Annotated in this window: 15 protein-coding genes; 4 read left to right on the top strand and 11 right to left on the bottom strand. The window is 73.1% G+C overall.

Features of this window, described 5'->3' with window-relative positions; translation table 11 throughout:
* Window positions 1–20: 20 nt before the first annotated feature.
* On the bottom strand, window positions 21–458 hold the full coding sequence (locus BJK06_RS12180; RefSeq protein WP_070418119.1) for a hypothetical protein: 438 nt from the start codon (window positions 456–458) through the stop codon (window positions 21–23).
* A complete protein-coding gene (locus tag BJK06_RS12175) occupies window positions 455–1891 on the bottom strand; it encodes a molybdopterin-dependent oxidoreductase (RefSeq protein ID WP_070419426.1) in 1437 nt (478 codons plus the stop codon). Before BJK06_RS12175 ends, BJK06_RS12180 begins: the two co-directional genes overlap by 4 nt.
* 54 nt (window positions 1892–1945) lie before the next feature.
* Here BJK06_RS12175 and BJK06_RS12170 point away from each other — a divergent pair, with 54 nt between their 5' ends.
* The 3 genes from BJK06_RS12170 to BJK06_RS12160 are packed head-to-tail and all read left to right on the top strand — an operon-like array spanning window position 1946 to window position 4682.
* Entirely contained in the window at window positions 1946–3391 is a 1446-nt protein-coding gene (locus BJK06_RS12170) for a glycosyltransferase family 87 protein (RefSeq protein ID WP_083295222.1), read from the top strand.
* Between the two features lie 5 nt (window positions 3392–3396).
* The gene (gene moaA / locus BJK06_RS12165) at window positions 3397–4440 is read left to right on the top strand and encodes a GTP 3',8-cyclase MoaA (protein WP_070418117.1); all 1044 of its coding nucleotides are present in this window, start codon (window positions 3397–3399) and stop codon (window positions 4438–4440) included.
* A complete protein-coding gene (locus tag BJK06_RS12160) occupies window positions 4437–4682 on the top strand; it encodes a MoaD/ThiS family protein (RefSeq protein ID WP_070418116.1) in 246 nt (81 codons plus the stop codon). Before moaA ends, BJK06_RS12160 begins: the two co-directional genes overlap by 4 nt.
* Before the next feature lie 85 nt (window positions 4683–4767).
* On the opposite strand, the gene BJK06_RS12155 is transcribed toward BJK06_RS12160, so the two are convergent.
* Genes BJK06_RS12155 through BJK06_RS12135 form a run of 5 tightly spaced genes read right to left on the bottom strand, consistent with a single transcriptional unit; the run spans window position 4768 to window position 9000 of the window.
* Window positions 4768–5814, bottom strand: a complete 1047-nt coding sequence (locus BJK06_RS12155; RefSeq protein WP_070418115.1) for an ABC transporter ATP-binding protein — start codon at window positions 5812–5814, stop codon at window positions 4768–4770.
* Window positions 5811–6635 (bottom strand): ABC transporter permease, encoded by an 825-nt coding sequence (locus BJK06_RS12150; RefSeq protein ID WP_070418114.1) that lies wholly within the window; start codon window positions 6633–6635, stop codon window positions 5811–5813. Before BJK06_RS12150 ends, BJK06_RS12155 begins: the two co-directional genes overlap by 4 nt.
* A 3-nt stretch (window positions 6636–6638) precedes the next feature.
* Complete coding sequence (gene modA, locus BJK06_RS12145) at window positions 6639–7499, bottom strand: molybdate ABC transporter substrate-binding protein (protein ID WP_070418113.1); 861 nt, start codon at window positions 7497–7499, stop codon at window positions 6639–6641.
* Complete coding sequence (locus BJK06_RS12140) at window positions 7496–8593, bottom strand: ThiF family adenylyltransferase (RefSeq protein WP_070418112.1); 1098 nt, start codon at window positions 8591–8593, stop codon at window positions 7496–7498. The genes modA and BJK06_RS12140 overlap by 4 nt, the downstream gene beginning before the upstream one ends.
* Complete coding sequence (locus BJK06_RS12135; RefSeq protein WP_070418111.1) at window positions 8590–9000, bottom strand: molybdopterin-binding protein; 411 nt, start codon at window positions 8998–9000, stop codon at window positions 8590–8592. Before BJK06_RS12135 ends, BJK06_RS12140 begins: the two co-directional genes overlap by 4 nt.
* A 92-nt stretch (window positions 9001–9092) precedes the next feature.
* Here BJK06_RS12135 and BJK06_RS12130 point away from each other — a divergent pair, with 92 nt between their 5' ends.
* A complete protein-coding gene (locus BJK06_RS12130) occupies window positions 9093–10766 on the top strand; it encodes a hypothetical protein (protein ID WP_070418110.1) in 1674 nt (557 codons plus the stop codon).
* Between the two features lie 20 nt (window positions 10767–10786).
* Here BJK06_RS12130 and BJK06_RS12125 read toward each other — a convergent pair whose 3' ends face one another.
* The 4 genes from BJK06_RS12125 to BJK06_RS12110 all read right to left on the bottom strand — a co-directional run bounded on the left by BJK06_RS12125 (window position 10787) and on the right by BJK06_RS12110 (window position 15186).
* Entirely contained in the window at window positions 10787–11719 is a 933-nt protein-coding gene (locus BJK06_RS12125) for a 4-(cytidine 5'-diphospho)-2-C-methyl-D-erythritol kinase (protein ID WP_070418109.1), read from the bottom strand.
* 9 nt (window positions 11720–11728) lie between these two features.
* A complete protein-coding gene (locus BJK06_RS12120) occupies window positions 11729–13045 on the bottom strand; it encodes an O-acetylhomoserine aminocarboxypropyltransferase/cysteine synthase family protein (RefSeq protein ID WP_070418108.1) in 1317 nt (438 codons plus the stop codon).
* Window positions 13045–14097, bottom strand: coding sequence for an LLM class flavin-dependent oxidoreductase (locus tag BJK06_RS12115; protein WP_070418107.1), 1053 nt, complete (start codon window positions 14095–14097; stop codon window positions 13045–13047). The genes BJK06_RS12120 and BJK06_RS12115 overlap by 1 nt, the downstream gene beginning before the upstream one ends.
* Before the next feature lie 90 nt (window positions 14098–14187).
* On the bottom strand, window positions 14188–15186 hold the full coding sequence (locus tag BJK06_RS12110) for a RimK family alpha-L-glutamate ligase (RefSeq protein WP_070418106.1): 999 nt from the start codon (window positions 15184–15186) through the stop codon (window positions 14188–14190).
* Window positions 15187–15200 lie beyond the last annotated feature (14 nt).

Here is a 15200-nt window from a genome sequence, read left to right as displayed (position 1 = left end):
TCTACCGAAAGGTTGTCGGTTCAACCAGTACTCGCGCGAACGCGTGCCGGACGACGTGCGGCGACCACGAGTACCGCCACGACGACGAGCAGCAGGACCCCCTCGACGAGGAGCAGCCGCGCGCCGTAGTCGAACGGCAGCACCGTCGGGTTCTTCTGCCCGTGCGCCTTCGCCGCGATCTCCGGCAGGACCACGAGCGCGAGGACGCTCCCGAGCACGACGACCGCCTGCACGACGACGAGCGCCCAGGCACGCAGCGTCCGCCCGGTCCGGCGGAGCAGGAGCCCCACTCCGACGACGAACGGCGACAGGATCGCGTCGTGCAGGATCACGGCCCCGAGGAGCCAGGTCGCCAGCCCCCAGATCCGGTTCGGTCGGACCGTCGTCACGAGGACGTACGCCCCGAACGCGATGACGAGCACCCCGACCACGACGAGCACGATGCGTGCGGCCCTCATGCGATCACCTCGATCTTCTCGATCCACTTGGTCTGCAGCACACCGGGTCGTCCGGGAGCGATGATCCGCGCCGGGAACCCGTGGTCGAGGTCGAGCGTCGCGCCGTTCAGCTCGAGCGCGACGAGCGTCGTCGGGTCCTCGGCGTACTCGGGGCCCATGTCCATGATGCGGTAGCCGCCGTGCCGCTCGAGGCTCGTCACCCGCACGTGCGACCCCGGCGCGGCCTGCACGGCGCCGAGCAGGTCGCGCATGCGCACGCCCTTCCAGGTCGCCATCTGGCTCCAGCCCTCGACGCAGGAGATGGGGAGCTCGGCCTCGGCGGTGCCGAGCGCCACCAGCTCGGCTCGCGAGAAGGTGCGGACCACGTCGTGCCCGACGACGGTCAGGGACCAGTCGGCGGCGGTGGCGGTCGCCAGCACACCGGCGGCACGGGCCGTGCGGTTGACCGGCAGGTCGTTCGGCCCGCGGTGCCGCTGTCGGGCGCCGAACACGTTGAACGGCTCGGCGAGCGTGCTCGACTGTCCGGCGGTCAACGCCACGACACCGACCGTCGCGGCGGTCACACCGGCGAAGAACCCGCGTCGGGCGATCCGCTCACGTCGACCGTCGGTCGCGTCCGGCGTGGCCCTGGAGGCGCGGCTCGCCTCCGCCGCACCGTCCTGCGGCACGCCGAGACTCGGCTCTGCGGACGCCGCTCGGGTCGCGGACGCCGAGTCCGGTCCGCCGGGACGAGTCTCGGCAGCGTCCGCCGGGACGGCCGGGACGGCGGGCTCGGCCGGCACGCCGTCGACCCAGCGGAGCACACGGCCGGTGACGCCGCGGGGGTAGGACGCGACCGCCTGCGGAGGCGCATCCGGCCCGGTGGAAGCGCCCCGTTCCTCCTGGGACGGCGAGAGCAGCTCGCTCCCCGCGGCCGGGTCGACCACGAACCGGCCGTGCTCGTCGTACGAGTCCCGCTTCCGCCAGTACCGGGTGATCAGCCGGAGCTTCACGCCGATGTGCAGCACGAGCGACCCGATGAGCACGTACGCGAGCGCGTTGTGGACCTGCTTGAACGGGAACGGCCACGGGTACCACTGGTACGTGTTGAGCAGGCCCGTCGTCACCTGCACGATCGCCGACGCCACGAACACCGCGATCGAGAGCCGCTCGAGCAGGTGCAGCGGCCCACGCACCGGCGGGGTCTGCACGAGTGCCGGCATGACCGTGTTGAGCTTCGCGAGCAGCAGCGGGATGATCGCGATCCCCGCGGTGATGTGCACGCCCTGCGTGAACTGGTAGAGCTGCGCGGGACGGGTCGGGAACCGCATCCACGGCAGCGGCTGCTGGAGGAAGTAGCTGTAGACGCCGGTCGCGAAGCAGACCAGGAACGCCACCCCGAGCAACCGCCCCAGGACGACCGCCGTCCGCGCGTTCCGGTTCGGCGACGCCATCGCGGATCGTGCATCCAGGAGCAGCCCGCGGACCATGGATAGCCTCGTCGCACCATGAGTGAACGACTTCGCCCCGGCCGACTCCTGCCGACCGTGCTGGCCGTGCTCGGCGTGCTCGCTCTGTCGGGCGTCATCGCCTTCGGCGTCACGCATCTGGGGTTCCTCCGGTCCGGTCATCGTTCCCCATTCGTTGCGTGGACCCTGATCGCTTGGACGGTGTTCGCGCTCGCGGTGCTCGCGCTGCGGTTCGTCCCGGCGAAGTGGATGACGTGGCTCGTGGTCGGCGGTGGCCTGGTGGTCGGGCTCGCCGCCATCGCCGGGCCGCCGAACACCAGCACCGACTCTGCTCGCTACGCCTGGGACGGCATCGTGCAGCACGCCGGGATCTCGCCGTACGCGCACACGCCGCAGTCGACCGCGTTGTCCGGTCTGCGCCCCGACTGGCTCTTCCCCGACAAGGTCGACGGCACGTGCAAGCCCCTCGAACCCCGGTTCCGCGGCCTCGGCGACGGCGCGGACGGGCACTGCGTCGCGATCAACCGCCCGGACGTCGTGACGATCTACCCGCCGATGGCCCAGCTCTGGTTCGCGGCGGTGCGGGCGTTCGTGCCGGCCACCGCGCAGTACATGCCGTTCCAGGTCGCGGGGCTGCTCCTGTCGCTCGGCGTCACCGTGGGCCTGGTCGTCGTGCTCCGCAAGCTCGGACGACCGACGTGGTGGGCCGCACTGTGGGCGTGGTCCCCGCTCGTCGCGTCCGAGGCCGTCACCAACTCGCACGTCGACGCCCTCGGCGCGGCCCTGGCCACCGCCGGCGCCGTGCTCGTCGCCTTCGGCCGCCCGATCTGGGGCGGGATCGCCCTCGGCGCCGCGACCGCGACGAAGCTCATCCCCGCGCTCGTGTACCCGCCACTGCTCGGTCGGTGGCGGAACTGGTGGGCGATCCCGGTCGGCATCGCGGTGTTCGGGCTGCTCTACGTGCCGTACGTGCTGACGACGGGCCTCGACGTCCTCGGCTACCTGCCCGGGTACCTGTCGGAAGAGGGCTACGAGGACGGCTCCCGGTTCGCCCTGGTCTCGCTCGTCTTCCACGGCGACGCGGCGACGCTCGTGGTCGGACTGCTCGTCCTGCTGGCGGCGTTCGTGGCGTGGCGGCTGTCCGACCCCGCGCGGCCGTGGTCCGGCGAGGTCCTCCTCATCGGCGTGACGTTCCTCGCGGTGAGCCCGCGCTACCCCTGGTACGCGCTGCTCCTCATCCCCTTCGTGGTGCTCTCCGGCCGCTGGGAGTGGCTGTCGATCGGGCTCGCCATCGCCCTGCGCGGCGTCTGGCCGTCGGCGGACGCGTACCGCTGGTGGCTCGCCGCCGCGGTCGCCGTGGTCATCGTCGTCACGCTGGTGCGCACCCGGCGGTCCGACTGGGAGCGCTGGGGGCGCCGGCTCGCCTTCCGGGAACGAGCGCTCGCGATGTCATCAGGTGGAGGACCCGCCGACCCCGTACGCTGACGCTCATGGCACCCGCGACCATGCTCGGCTCCACCGGCGGCCTGCTCGACCGGTTCGGGCGGCGCGCGGTCGACCTGCGCGTGTCGCTCACCGAGCGCTGCAACCTCCGCTGCACGTACTGCATGCCGGCGGCCGGGCTGCCGTTCGCCCCTGACGACGCACTCATGACCGCGGCCGAGATCGAGCGGCTCGTCCGGCTCGCGACCGACCGCTTCGGCGTGCGCAAGGTCCGCTTCACCGGCGGTGAGCCGATGCTCCGCCACGACCTCGTCGACGTGATCGCCCGGTGCGCCGCGCTCCCCGACGCCCCGGAGCTGTCGCTCACCACGAACGCGATCGGGCTCGCCCACCGCGCAGCCGCCCTGTACGACGCCGGCCTCCGACGCGTGAACGTGTCGCTCGACACCGTCGACCCGGACGTCTTCACCACCGTCACCCGGCGCCCGTTCCTCGACAAGGTCATCGCCGGGCTCGAGGCCGCGCGGGCAGCGGGGCTCGCGATCAAGGTCAATGCGGTGCTGCTGCGCGGCGTGAACGACCACCTGGCGCCGGACCTCATGCGGTGGTGCCTCGACCGCGGCTACGAGCTCCGGTTCATCGAGCAGATGCCGCTCGACCCCGACCACGCCTGGGACCGCACGTCGATGGTGACCGCGGCCGAGACCCGGGCGATGCTGTCCGAGTCCTTCGCCCTGGTGCCGGACGAGGCGCCCCGCGACGGCGCCCCGGCGGAGCGCTTCCGGGTGCTCGCGGGGACGGCCGACGGCGGCGTCGGTGCGGAGCTCGGCACGATCGGCATCATCGCGAGCATCACCGAGTCGTTCTGCGCCGACTGCACCCGCACCCGTCTGACGGCCGACGGCAACGTCCGCAGCTGCCTCTTCTCGGACGACGAGACCGACGTGCTCGGCCCGATGCGCCAGGGTGCCTCCGACGACGAGGTCGCCGAGCTCTGGCGCCTGGCGATGTGGGCGAAGCCCCGCGACCACGGCGACGACAGCGACGACCTGGTGCACCCCACCCGGGGCATGAGCGCGATCGGCGGATGACGGTGACGACGATCCGGTTCTTCGCCGCGGCCCGGGCAGCGGTGGGCGTGGACGACGTCGCGGTGCAGGCAGCGACGCTCGACGAGGCCCTGCGGTCGGTGACGGCGGACGACCCCGATCGGTGGCGGGCACTGCAGGAGCGCTGCTCGTACCTCGTCGACGGGGTGACGACCCGCGACCGGGCGACCGGGCTCGACGGCGTGGCGGTCGTCGACGTCATGCCGCCCTTCGCCGGCGGCTGAGCCCGGCGACTGAGCCCGGCAGCCGACTGCGGCGGCTGAGCCCGGCGGCCGAGTCCGGCAGCTGAGCCCTGCGGCCGAGTCCGGCTCAGTCCGGCGTGGGTCCGTCCGGCCGGTAGACCGCCAGTTCGTCCGCCGGGACCGCGATCCGCACGGCATCCCCCGGCGCGAGCGCCAGCGCCGCAGCCACCGCGACCGTGACGTCCGCCACGAGGTCACCGGCCCGCACCCGGACGAGCCCGTCCCGCGGTTCGAGTCCGGTCACCCGGCGCCCCGGCCCGGCACCGTCGCGCGTCACGACGGCGGCCGTCGGGTGGTAGACGGCGAGGGCGGACGAGCCAGGAGGCGCGGTGCCGGTCGACGACGCGAGCGCACCCCCGTCGTCGAGGGCGATCCCACCCCGGGTGGCGGTGCCGCGCAGGAGCGTCAGGCCCGAGAAGGACGCCGCGAACGCGCTGGTCGGACGCCCGAGGACGACGGCGGTCGGTCCCTGCTCGGCGACCCGGCCGCCCTCGAGCACGACGATGCGGTCCGCGAGGGTGACGGCCTCGAGCGGGTCGTGCGTGACGAGGACCGTCGGTCGACCGGTCCGGGCGGTCCCGAGGGCGGAGCGGACCTCGGCCCGGGCGTCGACGTCGAGCGCCGAGGTGGGCTCGTCGAGCAGCAGGAGCGCCGGCTCGGTGGCGAGGGCCCGGGCGATCGCCACGCGCTGGGCCTGCCCTCCCGAGAGCGTCCCCGGTGCGCGGTCCGCCAGACCGGCCACGCCGACGGCGGCGAGGGCCGCGTCGGAGCGGAGCCGCGCCTCCTGGCCCCCGGAACCGGCCGCGCGCGGTCCGTAGCCGACGTTGCGAGCGACCGACAGGTGGGGGAAGAGGTCCGCGCGCTGGGCGACGAGCCCGACCCCGCGGCGGTGCGCTCGGACGCCCGTGAGGTCGCGGTCGCCGAGCAGGACCGATCCGGACCGGATGCGCAGCAGTCCGGCGAGGGCCTCGACGACCGTGGACTTGCCCGCGCCGTTCGGCCCGACCAGCGCGACGCACTCGTCCGGTGCGACGTCGAGGTGGACGTCGACGCCACGGTCGGGGACGACGACGTGGGCGCGGAGGCCGCTGTGCGCCGGACGCTCGCGGCTCATGCGAGTGCCGTCCGGGTGCGGAGCGCGGAGGCGCCGATGACCACGAGCGCGACGACGACCAGCACGAGCGCCAGCGCGACCGCGGTGTCCGGGTCGATCTCGCGCTGCAGGTAGATCTCGAGGGGCAGCGTCCGGGTGACGCCCTGCAGGCTGCCGGCGAACGTGAGGGTCGCGCCGAACTCCCCGAGGGCACGGGCGAAGCAGAGGACGAGGCCGGCCAGGATGCCCGGGAGCACCCGCGGTGTCGTCACCGTCAGGAACGTCCGGGTCGGGGACGCACCGAGCGTCGCGGCGACCCGCTCGAACCGGTCGCCCCCGACGCGCAGCGCACCCTCGATCGAGGACACCAGGAACGGCATCGCGACGAAGGTCTGCGCGATCACGACCGCGGCCGTGGTGAAGGCGATCCGGAGACCGTGGTCGTCGAGCCACGCCCCGACGACGCCGAGCCGACCGAACGCCGCGAGGAGGGCCAGTCCCCCGACGACCGGCGGCAGCACGAGCGGCAGCAGGACCAGGGCGCGTGCGGCCCCGATCCACCGCGACGTGGACCGGGCGAACAGGACGGCGAGCGGGTAGCCGAGCACGAAGGCGATGCCCGTCGCGGCGGCAGCGGTCCCGAGACTCAGTCCGAGGGCGGTGAGCGACGCGGGCGACGTGACGAGTGCGCCGAACGACCCCCAGTCGACGCGGCCGACCATCGCCAGGACCGGGACCACCACGAACAGGCCGCCGAGGACCGCCGGGACCGGCAGCCACCACGGCACCGGGGTGCGGACGGACGGGCTCGCCCGGGGTGTTCGGTCAGTGTGGTCGGGCACGGCTCAGGGGGCTCCGAAGCCGGCGTCGGCGAGCACCTTCTGGCCGGCGTCGGAACGCACGTACGCCGTGAACGCCGCCGCGAGGTCGGGGTTCGACGCGTCCTTCAGGACACCGATCGGGTAGGTGTTGACGGCCTTCGACGCCGCGTCGAACCGGACGCCGTCGACCTTGCCGCCGGCACCCTCGACGTCGGTCACGTAGACGAGTCCCGCGTCCGCCTGGCCGGACTCGACCTTGCCGAGGACGTCGGTCACCGACTGCTCCTCGCTGACCGGCTGCAGGTCGACACCGGTGGCCTGCTCGACCTTCGCGGTCGCGGCACCGCACGGCACCGGGGTGGCGCAGGTGACGAGCTGCACGTCCGAGGCGGTCAGGTCGTCGAGGTCCTTGATCCCCTTCGGGTTGCCGGGAGCCACGGCGATCTCGAGGACGTTCGTGGCGAAGTCCCGCGGCGAACCGGCGGCGATGTCGGTCTTCACGAGCTTGTCCATGTTCGCCTCGTCGGCGGACGCGAAGACGTCGGCGGGGGCGCCGTTCTGGATCTGCGTGACGAGGTCGCTCGAGCCGGCGAACGAGAAGGTGATCGTGTTCCCCGGGTGGGCGGCCTCGTACTGCTCACCGAGGGTCGTGAACGTCTTCTGGAGCGACGCCGCGGCGAAGACGGTGATCTTCCCGGTCGGGGCCGCGGCCGTGCTGCTCGCGCTGGTGCTCGGGGCGGTGGCGTCCGTCGTGCCGGCCGTGCCAGCCGTGCCAGCCGTGCCAGCCGTGCCAGCCGTGTCGGCCGTCCTGCAGCCGGCGAGGCCGACGGCGACGAGGGCGGTCGCGGCGATCAGGAGGGCGGCGTTCCGCACGTGCGTCGTCATCGCTCGATCGTATCCGCATCTGCGGTCGCCGTGGGCCGGATCGTCGGCAGGCCCTCTCGGTCCCAGGCCTGGATGCCCCCGTCGAGGACCGTCGCGTCACGGCCTGCGGCACGGGCTGCGCGTGCCCAGGCGGTCGCGCGGACGCCACTGGCGCACACCACGACGACGGGTCGGTCGTCGTCCGCGGCGAGGTCGTCCGGCGGGATGCTGCCGGCGACGATCCCGGTGGCGCGTTCGGCCGGGGTGCGGACGTCGACGAGGACGGGTCCGCCGCTGCCGCCGGTGGTCCGGTCGAGTCGGGCGGCGAGTGCCGCCGGGGCGATCCGGGGCGGGGCCTCGTCCACCGAGGGGACCGGACGCCGGGAGCCCGGGCCACGTCGCAGCGTGCTCTCGGTCCAGCGCCACCGCCGGGCGTCGACCGTGAGCACCCGACCGGTCAACGGCTCCCCGATGCCGGCGACGAGCGCGGTCACCTGGGCCGCCATCACCGAGCCGACGGCGCCGCACAGCGCGGGCAGCACGCCGTCGAGCGCGCAGGACCCCTCGTCCGGCAGGGCGTCCGGGTGCAGGTCGTGGAAGTCGATCGGCTCCGGCTCGGCGTCGTGGAACACCGACACCTGCCCGTCGGTGCCGAGGACCGTGCCCCACACGAACGGGACCCCGGCCGTGGAGCAGGCGTCCGAGATCGCCCGGGTGACCTCGACGCTGTCCGCGGCGTCGACGACCACGTCGTGGCCCGCCACGTGGTCGGCGTGGAACGGCTCGGCGAGTGCGACGACCTCGAGCTCCGGGTCGACGCCCCGCACCCGCTCGGCCGCGCACTCGGCCTTGGGTCGGCCGACGTCCGCCGCGGCGAAGAGCGTCTGCCGTGCCAGGTTGGACGTGTCGACGACGTCGTGGTCGACGATGGTGACGCGGCGGAGTCCCGACCCGGCCAGGTACGTGAGCACGGGCGCGCCGAGGCCACCGGCACCGACGACGAGGACGCTCGCCTCGGACAGCGCCCGGACGGCCCGGTCCCCCGCGCCCTGGAGCGCCGCGGTGCGGGACAGCAACCGACGGCGGTCGTCGCTCGGGTGCCGGTCGTCGGTCATGCGTCGGTCGGTTCCGCCGGCACCTCGACCGACACCATCGTCGCCTTGACCGATGCGACGGCGACCGTCCCGACCTCGAGCCCGAGGTCGCGGACGGCCTCGGCGCTCATGAGCGACACGACCCGGTGCGGGCCGCTCTGCAGCTCCACCTGCGCCATCACGCCGTCGACCACGAGGTCGGTGACGATCCCGACGAACCGGTTGCGCGCCGAGCTCTTCGTCCCCGACGGGTCGTCGAGCTGCCCGCCGGTGCCGCGGATGTGCGCCGCGAGCTCCCGCCCGTCCACGACGGTCCGTCCGGAGGGGTCGGTCTCCCGCGTGAAGGTCCCGGCGTCGACCAACCGCCGGACGGTGTCGTCGCTGACGCCGAGGTACCGCGCGGCGTCGCGGATGCGGAGCTTCGTCATGGTCCTCCGCACGATACCGGTATGTGGAACTCTCAGTCTGGGCTGCGGGGACGCCGGGCACCTGCCCAGCCGCCGCGGATACCGTCCTCACCGTGACTGCACCACGGACCGGCACCATCAGCATCCCCCGAACGTCGGGGATCGCGCCGGTCCGTGCCCGCTCCCGCTCCTGGTTCCGCGGCCTCGTGTCGAGCATCGGCACCGCCGTCGTCCGCACGCCCGAGCTGACGGTCGGCGCGTTCGGCGTGATCGTCTGCGCCGCCTTCGCCTGGGTCCCGTCGCTCTGGTACGACGAGGCCGCGACGGTCACGAGCGCCCAGCGGACCTGGCCGCAGCTCTGGGCCGAGCTGCACAGCGTCGACGCCGTGCACGGGCTCTACTACTCGCTGATGCACGTCTGGTTCTGGCTCGTCGGGTACACACCGTTCACGCTGCGGTTCCCGAGCGCCCTGGCCATCGGCGTGGCCGCGGGGCTCCTCGTCGCGCTCGGGCGCCGGCTCGGCGGACTTCGCCTCGGCATCACCGCCGGGCTCGTGTTCCTCGCGCTGCCCCGCGTGCAGTGGGCCGGGTCCGAAGGTCGGCCGTACGCCACGATCACGACCCTGGCCGTCTGCCTCACCCTCGTCGGCCTGACCGCGGTCCGCCGCACCCGGACGGGTCGCAGCCTGCACTGGTGGGCGGCCTACGGAGCACTCGCACTCGTCTCGGTGACCTTCAACGTCTACCTCTCGCTCGCAGTCGTCGCGCACGCCGTGACCCTGCTGTGGACGCTGGTCGCCCGCCGCGCGGCCGTCCGTCGCGCCACGGTGTCCCGTCGCGGCCACGACCTGGGTCGGGCGCTCGTGACGCGCGGGGTCCTGGTCCGCTGGGCCGTCGCAGCCGCCTTCGCCGCCGTGGCCGTATCTCCGCTCGTCGTCGAGGTCGCCTCGCAGTCGAAGCAGGTCGCGTGGATCGCCGGCATCGGCGAACGCACGGGCGTGCAGGTGTTCGCCACGGCGTGGTTCGGCGGCGTCGACGTGTACGCCGCGGGCGCGTGGGCGCTCATGCTCGTCGGCACGGTGTTCGCCCTCGTCGAGGCGCACCGGCGCTCCGCCACGGTCCGGTCCCTCGTCCGCGCGCAGGCGGTCCGCGTCGCCGTGCCGCTCGTCGTCATCCCGACGGCCGCGCTCGTGTTCGCCACGGCGATGGGGAAGCACCTGTACTCCCCGAAGTACGCGACCCTCAGCCTGCCGTTCGTCGCGCTGCTCATCGCCCTCGCCCTGACGCTGGTCCGGCCGAAGGCACTGCTCGCCGCCGCCGTGGCCGCCGTCCTCGTGCTGTCGGTGCCGACGGCCGTGGCCGTGAAGGAGCCGCTCGCGAAGCAGGACTCGACCTGGGCCCGTGCCGCCTCGATCATCGCCGCCGAGCGGAGCACCAACCGCGCCGACGCCGACGAGGGTGTCGTGTTCGGCAGCGTCTACGGGCACCCCGGCACCACCGCCGACGTCATCCGCGTCTCCTACCCGTCGGCGTTCGCGGGCATGACGGACCTCGGCGTGCGCAAGGTCGGAGCCGAGTCCGGCGTCCTGTGGAACCAGACCGGGGACCTCGAGACGACGATCCCGAGCCGCCTGGGCGACATCGACACGGTCTGGTTCGTCGGCGGGACGGTGAAGGCGCGCAACATCGAGCCGGAGACCGCCGCGGTGCTCGCGGAGCACGGTTTCACCGCCAAGGAGCACTGGAAGACCGGCACGGTCGTCATCACGGAGTACGTCCGGAACTGACCGGCCGACGGGGCTCGCTGTCAGTGCAGGACGCGGGCGCCGTGCACCGGTCCGGCGGCACGCACCGCGACCATGCCGGCGGCGCTGAGCTCGACCTGCACCTCGAGCGCGGCATCGCGGTCGGCGACGAGGAACGCCACCGTCGGCCCGCTGCCCGACACCAGTCCGGCGAGGGCACCGGCCTTCTCCCCGATCTCGAGCGTCGTCGCGAGCGCGGGCTGGAGGCGCATCGCCGGGGCCTGCAGGTCGTTGTGCAGGCAATCCGCGAGCAGGTCGGGATCGCCGGCGCGGAGGGCCTGCAGCACGTTCGCCTCGACCACGGGCGTGGTGGGTGCCGGCGCGATGTCCGCACGGTACCGCTCACGGTGCTCGTCGAGCGCCCGGTACACGGCGGGCGTCGAGAGGCCGGCGTCGCTCAGGGCGAGCACCCAGTGGAACTCGCCCTTGGCCAGCGCCGGGCTCAGCTCGTCGCCGCGCCCGGTCCCGACCGCGGTCCCGCCGGCGAAGGCGAAGGGCACGTCGGCGCCGAGCTGCGCGGCGAGACGCAGCAGTTCCTCACGCCCGAGCGCGGTCCCCCACAGCGTGTCGACGGCGAGCAGGGTCGCTGCGGCGTCGGCCGATCCACCGCCCATCCCACCGGCGACCGGGACCTGCTTGTCGATGGTGAGCCGGACGCCCCCGCGGTACCCGGCTGCGTCGGCCACGAGGCGCGCGGCCCGGATCGCGAGGTTCGACTCGTCGACCGGGACCGACCGGGTGTCGATCGGCCCGGTGAAGGTCACCGAGAAGTCGTCCGCCGGCTCGGCCGAGACGTCCTCGTACAACGAGACCGCCTGGTACGCCGTCGCCACGTCGTGGTACCCGTCGTCCTGCAGGGCCCCCACCGACAGGTAGACGTTGATCTTCCCGGGGGCGCGCGTCCGCACACGGGTCGGTGCGGCCAGCGTGGTCATGCCCCCAACCTATCCCGACGCAGCCGCGAAGCCGCGCGCGAGGTCCGCGAGGATGTCGTCCACGTGCTCGAGTCCGATGGACAGCCGGATCAGCCCGTCCCCGACCCCCGCGGCCGCCCGCTCCGCCGAGGTCATCTGCACATGGGTCGTCGACGCCGGGTGCACGACGAGCGAGCGCACGTCACCGATGTTCGACACGTGGTCGAACAGCTCGAGCGCCGCGACGAACCGCCGCCCGGCGTCGACCCCGCCGTCGAGGTCGAACGCGAGCACCGCCGACGGACCCGCCGGCACGTACCGCTGGGCGAGTTCGTGCCACGGCGACGACGGCAGCCCGGCGTAGTGCACGCCGAGCACCTGGTCGTGCGCGTCGAGCCACGTCGCCACCGCGGCCGCGTTCGACACGTGCCGGTCCATCCTGAGCGACAGGGTCTGGATGCCCTGCAGCACGAGGAAGGCGTTGAAGGGTGCGATCGCCGGCCCGAGGTCGGCGGAGAGCTTCGACCGGGTGCGCTGGATGAAGGCGCGCCGCCCGAACTTCGCCGCGAAGTTCGTGTTCGCGAACCCGGACTGCTCGGTCGTGGCGAGCTGCGGGTACCGCTCGGCGTGCGCCGCCCAGTCGAAGTTCCCGCTGTCGACGATGAGCCCGGCGATGGCGCTGCCGTGCCCGGCGAGGTACTTCGTCGCCGAGTGCACGACGATGTCCGCACCGTGCTCGATCGGCCGGACGAGGTACGGCGTGGCGATGGTGTTGTCGACGATGAGCGGCACGCCGTGCTCGTGCGCGACACCGGCCACCCCCGCGAAGTCGAGGACGTCGCCGCGCGGGTTCGGGATCGACTCGCCGAAGAACGCCTTCGTCTCCGGACGGACCGCCGCCGCCCACTCGTCGAGGTCCGTCGGGTCCTGCACGAACGTGAACGCGATGCCGAGGTCGCCCAGGGTGGAGGCGAAGAGCGTGTAGGTCGCGCCGTAGAGCGACGCGCTCGACACGATGTGGTCTCCGGCGCGGGCCAGGCCGAGGACGGCGAGCGAGGTCGCGGCCTGCCCGGACGCGAGCGCGAGGGCGCCGACACCGCCCTCGAGGTCGGCGATGCGCCGCTCGAGCGCCGCCGCCGACGGGTTGTTCACCCGCGAGTACGTGTGACCCGGCGCGTTGAGCATGAACCGGTCGGCCGCGTCCTCACCCGACGGGTACACGAACGCGGCGCTCTGCGCGATCGGCGGTACGTTGGCACCGAACCCGGGGTCCGCCCGGAAGCCGGCACGGATCTGCCGGGTCTCGAAGGCCCAGCCGGCCTCGGTGCCGTCGGAAGCGTCGCCCATCAGACGACCGCCCCGGACGGCGCGGCCACGGACGGCCGGACGAGCGGGATGACCTGCTCGCCGAACCGGTCCATCTCCTCGAGCTGCGGCGAGAACTGCAGCAGCAGCGTGTCCACCCCGGCGTCCTCGAACTCGCGGATCCGCGCGGCCACCTGCTCCGGCGTCCCCACGAACCCGGGGCGGAGCCCACGGTTCGACACCGAGTAGTCCTCGAGCGACGGCACGTGCTCGAGCTGCGACTTCGAGATGAAGTCCTGGTACGACTCGTACGCGTGCCCGTGCTGCACGTCGGTGATCCGGGCGAGCTCGGCCTGCGCCTCCTGCTCCGTCTCGCGGACGATGACGTAGGCGGCCATGCCGAACGCCTCGAACGGCGGCAGCCCCGCGTCGACACGGCGTTCCTTCATCTCGGCGATCTTCGTCCGGAGCTCCTCGACGGTGCCGCCGTGGGTCACGTAGGCGTCGGCGTACCCGGTGATCGCCGCCTTGCCGGCCTCGCTCTCGCCGCCGGCGTAGATGCGCGGGGTGACCCGGGGCTTCGGCTCGAGGTGGCTGTTCTCGATGTCGTAGTACTCGCCGTGGAAGGAGTACGGCGTCTCCCGCCAGAGCCCCTTCATGATCTCGACGAACTCCGCCGTGCGCTTGTACCGGTCGTCGTGCTCCGAGAAGATGCCGCCGTACTGCTTGGCCTCTTCCGCCCACCACGCGCTCACCACGTTGAACGTGAACCGGCCGCACGAGATGTCGTCGATCGTCGCGGCCTGCTTCGCCGTCACCGCGGGCAGGTGGTACCCGGGACGCATCGCCGCCATGATCTCGAGGCGCTCGGTCGTCGCCGCGATGGCCGCGGCGAGCGACCAGGCCTCCAGCGAGGGCGCGGCCGTGCCCTTGATGTCGTTGAGGTTGAGCTCCGGCACGAGCGTCAGGTCGAAGCCGATCCGCTCGGCGCGCTGCGCCAACCGCTTCACGTAGTCGAAGGTGACCGGCATGTTCTCGTTGTCGACGTTGCGCAGCCAGCCGCCGAAGAGCGGGGTCCAGTATCCGAATCGCACGGGGTGAGTTCCTTGGGGAGGTGGGGAGGGTCGGACTGGAGGCGCGGGGCGGGCCCGCACCGCGCCTCCAGTCCGGTGGATCTTGCGTTCTCAGGCCGTGAGCTGCGCCGCGTACTGCGTCTCCAGCAGGCCACCGAGGTACCGCGCGATGGAGCGCGGGCCGGAGGCCGGCGCGGTCTCCTCGACGGCGGGGTTGTAGTTCGTGTTCGTGTTGATGTCGTAGACGACCGTGCGACCGTCCGTCGTCTCCATGAACTCGACGCCCGCGATCTGGATCCGCTGCTCCGCGAGGAACCCGCGGAGCTGCTGGACGAGCGGGTGTTCGGCGGTGACCTCCGTGCGGACGCTGAACGCCGGGGGTGCCCCGGCGGCCTCGGTGCCGGGGACGTCGCAGACCGCACCGGCGATGACCTGCGGGACCTCGCAGGCGTCGGCCGGGCACAGCTCGAAGCTGCCGGCGCTCGTGTCGACGCGGACGGCGTAGACGAACTCGCCGCCGACGAACTCGACGCGTGTGATGAACGGCTCGCGGGCCGTGAGGTACTCCTGCAGCAGGGTGATGCCGTCGACGGGCTCCTCGAACTCCGGGCTGTCGACGTAGGCGTCGAACTCGGCGAGCGAGTCGAACCGGCGGACGCCGAGGCCCTTGCCGCCCTGGTTGTGCTTCGTGATGAACGGCACGTCCTGGCCGCCGGTGAAGTCGTGGGCCGCCTGCTTGAGCGTCGTGCGCCCGAAGACGGCCGTGGTGCGGGGCACGTCGAACCCGGCGTTCCGGAGCAGTCCGTGCTGGGCGACCTTCGAGACCTCGAGCTCGAGGACGTGGCTGCCGCCGACGACCGGTCGACCGGCCCGCTCGAGCCAGCCGAGGACCGCGCGGGTGTACTCCTTCGAGTGCTCGTGCCCGCGCGTGTGGGAGCTCGCCGACATCCGCGACCAGTACACGCCCGGTTCGGGGTCGGCTGCGAGGTCGATCTGTCCCTCGGTGAGGAGGATCTCCTCGACGGGGACCCCCTCGGCCTCGAAGGCAGCGGCGAGCGGCGGGAACCACTCGGGGTTCTCGTGGATGACGTACACGCGGGGAGTGCTCACCTCGCCACCCTAGG

This window comes from Curtobacterium sp. BH-2-1-1, from assembly GCF_001806325.1.
Taxonomy (GTDB): Bacteria; Actinomycetota; Actinomycetes; order Actinomycetales; family Microbacteriaceae; genus Curtobacterium.
Note: the sequence above shows the minus strand (reverse complement) of the source record. Positions and strands in the feature narration are given on the sequence as shown.

Excerpts from the sequence above, each read along its gene's own strand:
- BJK06_RS12180 (WP_070418119.1), bottom strand. The coding sequence starts at position 458 with ATGAGGGCCGCACGCATCGTGCTCGTCGTGGTCGGGGTGCTCGTCATC.
- BJK06_RS12175 (WP_070419426.1), bottom strand. The coding sequence starts at position 1,891 with ATGGCGTCGCCGAACCGGAACGCGCGGACGGCGGTCGTCCTGGGGCGG.
- BJK06_RS12170 (WP_083295222.1), top strand. The coding sequence starts at position 1,946 with ATGAGTGAACGACTTCGCCCCGGCCGACTCCTGCCGACCGTGCTGGCC.
- moaA (WP_070418117.1), top strand. The coding sequence starts at position 3,397 with ATGGCACCCGCGACCATGCTCGGCTCCACCGGCGGCCTGCTCGACCGG.
- BJK06_RS12160 (WP_070418116.1), top strand. The coding sequence starts at position 4,437 with ATGACGGTGACGACGATCCGGTTCTTCGCCGCGGCCCGGGCAGCGGTG.
- BJK06_RS12155 (WP_070418115.1), bottom strand. The coding sequence starts at position 5,814 with ATGAGCCGCGAGCGTCCGGCGCACAGCGGCCTCCGCGCCCACGTCGTC.
- modA (WP_070418113.1), bottom strand. The coding sequence starts at position 7,499 with ATGACGACGCACGTGCGGAACGCCGCCCTCCTGATCGCCGCGACCGCC.
- BJK06_RS12140 (WP_070418112.1), bottom strand. The coding sequence starts at position 8,593 with ATGACCGACGACCGGCACCCGAGCGACGACCGCCGTCGGTTGCTGTCC.
- BJK06_RS12135 (WP_070418111.1), bottom strand. The coding sequence starts at position 9,000 with ATGACGAAGCTCCGCATCCGCGACGCCGCGCGGTACCTCGGCGTCAGC.
- BJK06_RS12125 (WP_070418109.1), bottom strand. The coding sequence starts at position 11,719 with ATGACCACGCTGGCCGCACCGACCCGTGTGCGGACGCGCGCCCCCGGG.
- BJK06_RS12120 (WP_070418108.1), bottom strand. The coding sequence starts at position 13,045 with ATGGGCGACGCTTCCGACGGCACCGAGGCCGGCTGGGCCTTCGAGACC.